This window comes from Rhodococcus sp. 105337 (assembly GCF_012844225.1).
Taxonomy (GTDB): domain Bacteria; phylum Actinomycetota; class Actinomycetes; order Mycobacteriales; family Mycobacteriaceae; genus Rhodococcus.
On sequence record NZ_JABAGQ010000022.1, the window covers coordinates 1 to 9,895 of the forward strand.

Below are 9,895 nucleotides of genomic sequence, written 5' to 3' on the forward strand. Positions count from 1 at the left end.
GTCGTGATCCACACCGGCCGATCGAGCTACTTCACACCATCTGACATGCAATTACACGACTTTGCCGGGGCCCTGACATGGAAGGGCTCGCATCCTGCGCGAGCGTCAAGGCCCCTACCATTGGTAGCACCACCCAGCGATAGGAATCGCGGGTATCGAGCACCCCCGGATACGCCCCGTTTCCGTGCATGATTCGGTATCCCTAGGCAAAGTCCTCGACTACGTTCTGCTGATCCCGATGTTCCGCCTCGGATTACGCGCCAGCGGAGCCGACGGACTACGTCTCGACGACATCGCCTGGGCACACCCCCCACCTGAAAGTGCGGGCCAAAGGCGGCAACATCCTCGATCTGCCCATCCCCGGCGATGCCGGTTCTGCTCTGGTGGAGTACCTGCATCGGCGTCCCACTCCGACGCCTCACCGTGAGGTATTCCTCACGAATTATGGCACTCCCGTAACGATGCACCTTCGGATCAAAAGCCTCATGGGCCAGGTCGAAGACTCCGAGCGGAACGATGTAGCTACTATCTATTCGTTGATCACCTCGGTTGGCCGTTAGAGGCGCGGTAGTCGAAGTTCACCAGCACGTCGGAACGGCCGATCGAGCTTCGATTGGGCTCGGGTTCGAGACACGCGGATGCGATCCGGCCGAACCCCGTCCTGCGGTAACCAGCCCGCGTATATATCAGTCTGACCGCGCGTTGCTTATCGAGACGCTCACCACACGGCTGGTGACGAAGCGAAACTTCGCCTCGGGTCCCCTCCCCAGAGGCGCCTCACTCTGGCCTCTGTCAACCCGCAGTAGAGACTTCGTCGGGGGAACGACCACCGATGGTCACACACCAAGAGAGCGAGCGGGAGAACTGCGTCTACGGCGGGATGGGCCGCCTTGGCGGCATGTCGCTCGTCATCTCTGTCGGCATCAGCTCATAGTATGAGAGCTGTGTCAGTCACCGAAACCTCCCCACGTCCGCGACTAGAGTGCCGAGCAACACCGCAAGAAATCGCTGAGGCGATGCGAACCGCACGCGAGTCGTCCGGGTTAACTCAGCACCAATTGGCGGCTCGAATTGGTTCAACGCAGTCGACTGTCGCGCGTTGGGAGACCGGTGAACATGAGGTCACTATGACGACTGTGTCAAGAGTAGCGGAGGCGCTCGGGATCGAGATGCTGGTTCGGTTCGGCGGAGGGGTAGGTACAAAATGACGCGTGTGGTCAACGAGCCCTACCGACGTGAAGTAACGGGTGGTAAGGGCTCGATCTTTTACCGCACGCACAGCTATCACACGAAGGTTCCTCCAGAGGGCGTCATTCCGATGTTGGAGCACTACACCGACCCCGGTGACGTGGTCCTAGATCCATTCTGCGGCTCGGGCATGATCGGCGTAGCATGCCTCCTTGCCGGCAGACGAGGCATCTTGTCAGATCTATCGCCTGCTGCTGTGCACATCGCGACGGGGCACACCACGAAAGCGGACCCTGCCGCGATTAAAGCGGCTTCAACTACGCTACTCAACGAGTTGGCAGATCTGGAACAGGTTCTATACGGAACAACCTGTCGACACTGCGCGGCTTCCGCTCGCATCGAGTACACCGTTTGGTCTGACACACTCGAGTGCCCGTCCTGTTCAGAGCAAATTCTGTTCTGGGACGCAGCACGCCAAAATGACGGAACCCTTTCCAAGACCTTGTGCTGTCCCCGGTGCGCGGCGGAGTTCCGGAAGGCGAAGGCTCGAATCATGGACGGCTCACCGGTCCTGGTGTCGGTAGCCTGCCCGACATGTCGACAACGCGAGCAACGGCCTCTCACGCTCCAGGAGCAGCGGGCTGCAACCCGGTCACGCAGGTCTGACATCACTGACTGGTACCCGACCGCCCCGCTGGATAGTTGGCGAGAAATGTGGCGCGGCCAGCACCGCGATCTGGGAATCGCGACGGCGGCTGACTTCTTTACCGACCGCAACCTACAAGCATTGGCAGCGGTGTGGGAAGGTGCCAATCGGTCAGTTGAACGCTCTGCCATGCGTTTTGCTGTCACGGCGATCGTCAACAGGGCATCCCGTCGGTATCAGTGGAACCCGAAACGGCCCACGAATGTATTGTCAGGGACCCTCTATATTGCCTCGCTTACCTATGAGTTCAATGTTTTCTCGTTGTTGCGGCGGAAGTTCGCTGCTGTCGCCAAGTTGAAGCAGGCCCTGGTTGATGCGCCAGGTTCGTGCACTGTTAATCAATCATCGGCTACAGAACTCACCGGCGTCGAAGACAAATCGGTCGACTATGTCTTCACTGACCCACCGTTTGGCGCCAACATCTATTATTCGGACGCGTCGTTCTTGTGGGAAGCGTGGCTTGATGCCTTTACGGCCACCGATCAGGAAGCGGTGGTATCGACGTCTCTCTCCATCGAGCATGGGCGTAAAACGCTGCAAGACTATGAGAAATTGATGGCGTCGAGCTTCTCCGAGGTTGCACGAATCCTTAAACCTGGCGCTTGGGCGAGCGTGATGTTCCATAACAGCGACGACGCAGTGTGGAGCAGCCTCGAACGGGCTATCGAAAGCGCCGACCTGTCCCTGGAATCTGCGATCGCGTTCGACAAGTCTCAGCCTAGTTTCAAAGGCATCAAGCAAATCACCGACCAGGAACGGGTCTCGAGTTTCGACCTCGTGCTCCACCTGAGGACTGTCGCCGGCAAGAGCGGGCGGCGTGTTGCGAAGAAGGTAGTTGCACCCGTCGAGGAAACGACGTTGGTGGCAGCGATAGGTGAGCTCTTGGCTACTGCCCCGCCGCGGCGCCGGACAACGCCCTACATCCATTCATTCGTCATGCGGTTACTGCTAGAACGAGGTGGGCCATTGACCGGCTGGTCCTACCGTGACGTCGAGGCCTTGCTCGAAGCGCACTTCATCAACAACGCCGGCACCTGGGCCACACAACCACGCGACACGGAGGAAATGGCATGACGGAGCGAGCTATTCCACGAGATTCCGCGGTGGTCGATCCGGCGCTGGACGCTCTCCTGACCGCTGCAGGCGGGCCGGCCCGTCGCGCAATCCCTGCGACAGCGTCTGCGGGCAAGGGCAGCAACGCCTACCAGGTACACACGTACCCCACGAAAGTGCCACCGGCCGCGATCGAACCGTTTATTCTCGCCAGCACCGAACCTGGAGGAGTTGTACTCGACCCGTTCTGCGGCTCCGGAATGACCGGCCTTGCCGCCCTAGGAACTCAGCGGCGAGCGGTACTGTCGGACTTGGCCCCCGGAGCGGTGCATCTAGCGCATAACCACACTCACCCGGTACATCCTGACATCCTCGCGTCGGCGCTCCGGTCCGTCCTGCTGGCGACAGCGTCGGTGGAGTCCCAGCTGTACACATCGTCTTGTCCAACCTGTCAGCGGCAGGACATGCTGAGGCATCTCATCTGGACGGACGTACACGACTGCGCAAACTGTCACTCTCCGATCCGGGTATGGGATCAGACCGATGATACCGGCGGGAGCTCTCGCCGGTTGACTTGTGCAGAATGTGGCCACACACAGACCCGAACCGGGGTCAAAGGAGTGCACAGCGAGCCCGCCGAGAAGGCGGTCGCATGCAGTAGCTGCCGCACGCTCCAGCGAGGTGTACCCGACGACGTGGATCGAGCGCTGCTAGTCGCCATTTCACGTCGTAAGCTGACACATTGGCTGCCGTCGGTCCCCCTCGGCCCGGAACGCGAAATGTACCGGCGCTCAGCACTGCACTTGCGTGACGTCAACAACGTGTCCGATTTCTGGATTCACCGCAGCAAGCTCGCGTTGAGCGAACTGTGGCACCAGATCAACCTCGTGGCCGATACGGCCGCTCGCTCGGCGCTGAAGTTCGCATTCACCAACACGGCATGGCACGCAACGAAGATGCGCCGCTACAACGCATTAGGCGGACAGCGACCACTGACCGGAACGCTGTATATCCCGCAGTTGATCGCCGAAGGAAACGTCTTCGAGATCTTCCGTCACCAGGTCAAACAGGTCAGCCGGTTCTACGCAACACATCCTGGTCTTGAGCACAGCGAAGCGCTGGTACTTGCTCGTCAGTCATCGGCAACCGACCTGTCATGGCTGCCCACCTCAAGCATCGACTACGTCTTCACAGACCCACCCTTCGGCGCCAATCTGTTCTACGGTGACTGCAACGTGGTGTGGGAGGCGTGGCTCGGTGACGTCACTGACCTCACCGACGAGATCGTGGTCAACCGGTCACTACCTGTGGCAGCAGGCGGCAAAACGATCACCGACTACGAGAAACTGCTCGGAGACGCCTTCACCGAGGTGCGTCGAGTCATGTCGCCCACAGCGCGCGCCAGCGTGGTATTCCACAACGCCGACGACAAGGTCTGGTCGGCGCTTCTCTCGGCAACCGATCGAGCGGGTCTCGCCCAAACCGATGTCAGCATCTTGGATAAGGTGCAGCGGTCGATGAAGGGCTATAAGGGACGCAGCGGCGCCGAACTAGTCCCTTTCTACGACCTGGTCATCACCTTTACCGCAGGATCGCGAACTGCTACTCCCGAGCTCAACGGTGCCGGGGCCATCGCTCTGAAATCTGTGCGAGAGCATCTTGAGAATCTACCGACCGGTGCGAACGAGCACCTCAATCAGCAGCGCAGCCTCGAGTACTTGTACTCCTTGGCAGTAGGAGCCGTTATAGCGAATGGTCACCACCCGACGGGTCTATCGTTCCGGTCGATGGAAGGTTTGCTGCGCGAGAATCTCACTAGCGAAGGCGGCCGTTACTACCTCCACTGATCCGTTGACCAGAATTCTGCCCCCGGTGCGGAATTGGGTGGGCTTACTTGATAACGTGAACGCTTGTGAACGCCATAGATGACGTGATCGGGGCCTGGGAGCAGGTCGGTTGGGTGGCAACTCTCCGCGAGGAGGTCAATGGGTCGAGCCCCAATCCGACTCGCGTCGACCTTGTTCGCCGCAAGCAGCGGCTCGCCTTGCTGATTTACGCCTGGAAGGTGACCGGTGAGGGCAGAGGGCGGACAGGAACGAACTATCGGATTCAGACCACGCGAAGCCACGATTCAGATCTCCTCACGGAGCCGGGAAGGCTCACCATTGGCTTCGGAATCGACGCCGAGCGAGGAGTCCTGGCGGTGTTCGATGGGTGGACGAAACGGGCTACGGGCCGCTCTTCGAGCGTGCACATCGAACGCGACACACTCGAAGCCGCCCAGCGCGACGGCTATGCCGAGGCAGGTTACCCGTGGGACAGTCGGGCGGCGACGTGCATAGCTCAACCGGACAACCTGATGCCCTGGATTAGGAAGCAGTACGAAACGCGTACAGCTCCGGTCCATCCTGTCGAGCACTCTATTGATCATGACGCCGCAACCATCGTCGCCGACCTCTGGAACGCGCCTACAGCCAGTTGGCTGCGTCCAGGGGATCGCCTCGTATTAGCTGACTCCGCCGGTGAGTCACTGCTGGACACGGCCTTATGGGCAGTCGAGTCGGTCAACGTCACCATCGTCAATCCTGGCGAACGGTACCCTCGGCGACGAGCCACCTTCGTGTGTCGCCGCACCGGCCGTGTTCGAAACAACGCTGCCGATCTGCTTCGTGGTCTTTCTGGAAGGCGCCCGCGCTCATGAGCTCTGAACCGCTATCCCAATACACCTCGTCGGGCGACGTGGCCCTCTTCGACTTTCGCGACGACTATATCGCTGCACGTACGGTAGCCGGGTTGCACCTGGAATCCGCCGATGTGGCCGCAATCGCGGCCAGAGCGCGGAGGCTGGCGGGCGACCGCCATCTGCTACTTCCGGATGCCGACGCTTTGCTGGAGCGATGTGTTGTGGCGCTGCTGTCGGGGCACTTGGTGCTGCAGGGACCGCCTGGAACAGGGAAGACAACGCTGGCCTATGTGCTCGCTGAGGCATTCAATGCGAGCGCCCATCTGGAGACTGCCACCGCAGATTGGAGCACCTACGACGTCATCGGGGGATTGCACCCCACCTCGCGCATGGGGCTTGAGTCTCTTGAGCCTTGGCTGGGTCATGTGCCTCGGGCTGCAGTGGAGTGCGCAGGAGTCATTGCGCGGCACCAGGACGAAGATGAGAGAAAGAACGAGCCCCGCCAGGCGCACTGGCTGATCATCGACGAGTTCAGCCGCGCCGAGATCGATAAGGCCATCGGTCCCCTCTACACCGTGCTTGGCGGCGGAGGCGACGACACACCACTCCCGCTGTGGTTCGGTGAAGATGAGAAGACCAGCGCCGTGTGGCTACCGAAACGATTCCGAATTATTGCCACGATGAATGACGTCGACACCAACTACGTCTACACGTTCTCGCAAGGCCTCACCCGGCGATTCCAGTTTGTCTATGTCGGTGTTCCCACCAAAGATCAGATCGACGACGAACTACTACAGGCGCGCATCAGCGCTGGCGAATGGTTCAAAGCGACCTACGGTGGGCCCGATTTCGATGTCGCGGCTGACTTCGTCAATGACCCTCGCATTATGGACACTACTACGTTGATCGCTGACTTCTTGAAGGAGATTCGCTACGACAATCCTGACCGCACACGTCCCGGGTGGCCACTTGGCACTGCACAGATTGTCGATGTTTACCGACAACTGGCTCTGCGCCGCACTGACGCCAGTCGTCCGACGAGCCTATTGAATGCGCTCGACTTAGCCTTGGCGGATCGAGTTATACCGCAAGCCGGTAACTTGCTCACGTCACAACTTGAGGCGGCCGAAGCGTGGCTTGCTGGGAAAGCGTTGCCACACACCATCACTGCGCTGCAACATCTGCGGGACGCATCCGCCACTGGGTACTGACGGGTATGAGCGACGGAGTAGCCGCCGAGGAAGTCGGTGGCGGACGATTCACTGCCGCTGGCCGTCGCGCAGCCCTTAACGCCGCGCTACCGCTGCTGGTCACCTACTTCGCCGATGCCGCGACATGGGACCTTGAGGTCACACCGCAGTTGGGAACCAGCACCGACCCCGCACTGGACGATCTCGCCGCCGCCGCACGGCTACGAGCGTCTCTAGCGGCGGCCGACCGATTGCTGGCGATCTTGAGTGGTGTCGCCGCGTTCCCGACTTTCCGCTACACGCAGGTCAGTTCTGAGTCGGTAGGCACCATCCGTGGCCGACTCGACCTTGCCCGTTACAGCCGTCAGCAGGGCCGGGTCAGTGTGCCGAGACGCTACCCGATCCGCCTCGTCGAGCGAGAAACCGCTACTCCCGAGAATGTCCTCGCTGCTTACGCAGCAATGTGGATTCGGAGAGACCTTGCCGCGACGCCCACCGGGCTGGTTCCCCCTCGCGGACCTGAAGCGCGCGAGATGAAACGACTCGACTACGCGCTCAAACGTATTGTGGGCCTGCCTGCTCTCGCTGGAGCTACCGACCCCGCGACGGCGGTGTGGCGCCGCTCCACCCTGCCCGATCTTCTCGACCGAGTTCGCCAACGATTGCAGGCCGGGCGCATCGTCCGCCCAAAGCCCTACCATGATCTGGTCGATTGGATCGACGCAACCCGACAGGGCCAGCCAGTGGCCGAGGTTGGCGATCAAGCGTGGAGCTTCTACGACGACCGCTTCGACACCAAACTATTTGAAATCTGGTGCCTGCAGCATCTTGCTCAGGCCATTACTGCGCTTATCGGCGAACCGATCCACACACCAAGGACACTCGCTGATCGTTCCAAAGGCCCAATGTACGGGTGGCATATCGGTGCTGGCACGCTTAGCTTGCACTTCCAACCGCCCTTGAAGGCGCTCGGATCCGAAGGAATCCGCTGGAGTTATCAGTCGGGTGGTGATCTACGAGGCTTCCCTGATCTCGCTATCACTACGAACACCATTGCCGGCCGCAGGCTTGCACTATTCGATCCGAAACTTCGCCGGCGCCGCGGTGCGCCGACGGAAGAGATCTACAAACTGCTTGGTTACTTCGGGAACCTACGCTACGAGGCCCCCGCCCACGGTGCCATTTTGTATTACAGCCCAGGTCACGCCACCGACTTCGCCTTAACCAGTACCGATGACGGCGAGATACACGCAGTAGGGCTCGATCCCGAGTCCGATGACCAAGCATCATTTCTTGTCGCTGCAAAGGTTGCTCTGCGGGCCGCCGATCTCGGGTCAAGAGCTCTCGCACTGCTGGGGACTCCTACTCAGGGCGATGAGACCGCGCAGGCCGAGCGGGCGGTGGAGATTCGGCAAGCTGTGGCGGTAGAAGCGTTGCAGCGAGCCTCTGCTGCGCTGCCCCCTGCCACGCTGGCACCAACCCGCAAACACACGGCGATGACGCTACGTGCGATCTGGGATTCTCTGGGGGAGGAGACCAAGACGATGATCGTGACGGCCGAGTACTTCGCCAGTGCCGCGCCGGACAACGCCGACCATTCCGGACCACTTCTCGGCCTGGCCGCAGCATTCGAACGTGTGCTGCATGAGAAAATCTTTGTGCCTGCCGCCGCACTTAGTCCAGGAGCGATTGCTCCTGGACAGACGTTAGGCAGCTATCTCCGGACCTTGGACAATGCGGTCCGCGGTCGTCTCGGGGATGCTGAAGCTCGCGCCGTCGCGCGCAAAATCAACTCCACGTCCGGCATCAATCGATCTCTACTTCGTGCACTGATCGGCGATGCCAAGTCCATGAACCGGCAGTATCGAATTCCAGCAGCGCATGCCGACGTCGTCTCGGCGGCTACATGGGCTGATGGACGCGATGCTCTTATCGACCCGCGCCGAGGATTGCTACCACGCCTGATCGGCGCCCTTGGACTGTGATCCTCGGGCCTTTCGGTGAGATGTGAGATGTAGGCCTAATCGAGCAAGTATCACTCGATTCCCGACCTGTTCTTGCGCCGACCGAGATCTTACGCAAGATGAGCGCGGTGGCGTCGGGTCACTGTACTTCCTTATGAAAGTCTTATCTCATGGCGGACCCGAACAAGACTCCGAATCCTCCCTCCCACCACCACATGGCGTGGCCCACGCTGGTCGTCATGAAGCGGCTCGACCGCCCCATCACGAACAAAGAAGCCAATCAGTTGGTGGCCGCCGAGCTCGGCCTCTCCCCCGAGCAGGTCGCGTTGAGACGAGGGAATACCTCGCGGACTGTTCTCGATTACCGGCTCGCTTGGTCTCGCACTCTCCTTCGAGGGATCGGAGCGATCGAAAACGTCGGCCCCGCGCTGTGGGTAATCACAGAGCGCGGACGCCTAGTTACCGAAGAAGATGTCGCAGCCGTGTCGGCCGCCATGCTGCGCGCATTTGTCGAACGACAGGCACAACGTCGTCAGCAATGACCTCTCCCAATTCTGCCATCCTGTGCGGACGCCTCTCGGGTCCTGTACCGAACAATGCCGTTCTATCCCTGTGCCCTACCTGACAAAAGAGCGCCTATCGGCCTGGCGTGCGGTCGGGGGCGACGCCTCGCAGCATCCCTGCGTCAGGGCGGGGAAGTCGCCCATCGCCAAATCCCTGTCGTCAGGTGACGGTGTGGCATGTCCCCTGCGAGTAGGTCCGGGTTGTTCTAGAGTCCTGATTGCCCTGGTGAGGGCGAAGAAGGGACGATAGGGATCATGGCGGGACGCAAACGTCACTCGGCGGAGGACATCGTGCGCAAGCTGCGCCGAGCCGACGAGTTGGCCGCGGAAGGCAAGAACGGTGAGGAAATCGCCGCAGCGCTCGAGGTGTCGGCGGCGACGCTGTACAACTGGCGGCGCCAGTACTCCGGCATGGACGCCGATGCAGCGAAGGAACTCAAGGAACTGCGGGAGCAGAACAGCCGGCTCAAACGATAGTGCCCCGTGGAGTGGTGGACTTCGGATCGGCTCTGCAGTAGACGTAGTGATCAACGAGTCGTGCTGGATAC

At 60.7% G+C, this 9,895-nt stretch carries 8 protein-coding genes and 1 pseudogene; all 9 read left to right on the top strand.

Translation table 11 applies throughout. The features are described 5' to 3' along the window. The first annotated feature begins 1,016 nt into the window (after positions 1–1,016). The 9 genes and pseudogenes from HF886_RS20720 to HF886_RS20755 all read left to right on the top strand — a co-directional run bounded on the left by HF886_RS20720 (position 1,017) and on the right by HF886_RS20755 (position 9,824). On the top strand, positions 1,017–1,208 hold the full coding sequence (locus HF886_RS20720) for a helix-turn-helix transcriptional regulator (protein ID WP_169653369.1): 192 nt from the start codon (positions 1,017–1,019) through the stop codon (positions 1,206–1,208). Beyond that, the gene (locus HF886_RS20725) at positions 1,205–2,968 is read left to right on the top strand and encodes a DNA methyltransferase (RefSeq protein ID WP_169653363.1); all 1,764 of its coding nucleotides are present in this window, start codon (positions 1,205–1,207) and stop codon (positions 2,966–2,968) included. The genes HF886_RS20720 and HF886_RS20725 overlap by 4 nt, the downstream gene beginning before the upstream one ends. Further along, positions 2,965–3,273 (top strand): annotated as a pseudogene (locus HF886_RS21440) (DNA methyltransferase); the annotation flags it as partial. The gene HF886_RS20725 and the pseudogene HF886_RS21440, both read left to right, overlap by 4 nt. 369 nt (positions 3,274–3,642) lie before the next feature. After that, positions 3,643–4,794, top strand: a complete 1,152-nt coding sequence (locus HF886_RS21445; protein WP_346765431.1) for a site-specific DNA-methyltransferase — start codon at positions 3,643–3,645, stop codon at positions 4,792–4,794. A 65-nt stretch (positions 4,795–4,859) separates the two neighbouring features. Beyond that, entirely contained in the window at positions 4,860–5,648 is a 789-nt protein-coding gene (locus tag HF886_RS20735; RefSeq protein ID WP_169653365.1) for a hypothetical protein, read from the top strand. Next, a complete protein-coding gene (locus HF886_RS20740) occupies positions 5,645–6,841 on the top strand; it encodes an AAA family ATPase (RefSeq protein ID WP_169653366.1) in 1,197 nt (398 codons plus the stop codon). The genes HF886_RS20735 and HF886_RS20740 overlap by 4 nt, the downstream gene beginning before the upstream one ends. Positions 6,842–6,846: 5 nt before the next feature. Next, positions 6,847–8,805 carry a hypothetical protein gene (locus HF886_RS20745; RefSeq protein ID WP_169653367.1) on the top strand — a complete coding sequence of 653 codons (1,959 nt, stop codon included), beginning with the start codon at positions 6,847–6,849 and terminating at the stop codon, positions 8,803–8,805. 149 nt (positions 8,806–8,954) lie between these two features. Continuing rightward, positions 8,955–9,326 carry a winged helix-turn-helix domain-containing protein gene (locus tag HF886_RS20750; protein ID WP_169653368.1) on the top strand — a complete coding sequence of 124 codons (372 nt, stop codon included), beginning with the start codon at positions 8,955–8,957 and terminating at the stop codon, positions 9,324–9,326. 276 nt (positions 9,327–9,602) lie between these two features. After that, positions 9,603–9,824, top strand: coding sequence for a transposase (locus HF886_RS20755; protein ID WP_206039054.1), 222 nt, complete (start codon positions 9,603–9,605; stop codon positions 9,822–9,824). Positions 9,825–9,895 lie beyond the last annotated feature (71 nt).

Excerpts from the sequence above, each read along its gene's own strand:
- HF886_RS20755 (WP_206039054.1), top strand. The coding sequence starts at position 9,603 with ATGGCGGGACGCAAACGTCACTCGGCGGAGGACATCGTGCGCAAGCTG.
- HF886_RS20750 (WP_169653368.1), top strand. The coding sequence starts at position 8,955 with ATGGCGGACCCGAACAAGACTCCGAATCCTCCCTCCCACCACCACATG.
- HF886_RS20720 (WP_169653369.1), top strand. The coding sequence starts at position 1,017 with ATGCGAACCGCACGCGAGTCGTCCGGGTTAACTCAGCACCAATTGGCG.
- HF886_RS20725 (WP_169653363.1), top strand. The coding sequence starts at position 1,205 with ATGACGCGTGTGGTCAACGAGCCCTACCGACGTGAAGTAACGGGTGGT.
- HF886_RS20745 (WP_169653367.1), top strand. The coding sequence starts at position 6,847 with ATGAGCGACGGAGTAGCCGCCGAGGAAGTCGGTGGCGGACGATTCACT.
- HF886_RS20740 (WP_169653366.1), top strand. The coding sequence starts at position 5,645 with ATGAGCTCTGAACCGCTATCCCAATACACCTCGTCGGGCGACGTGGCC.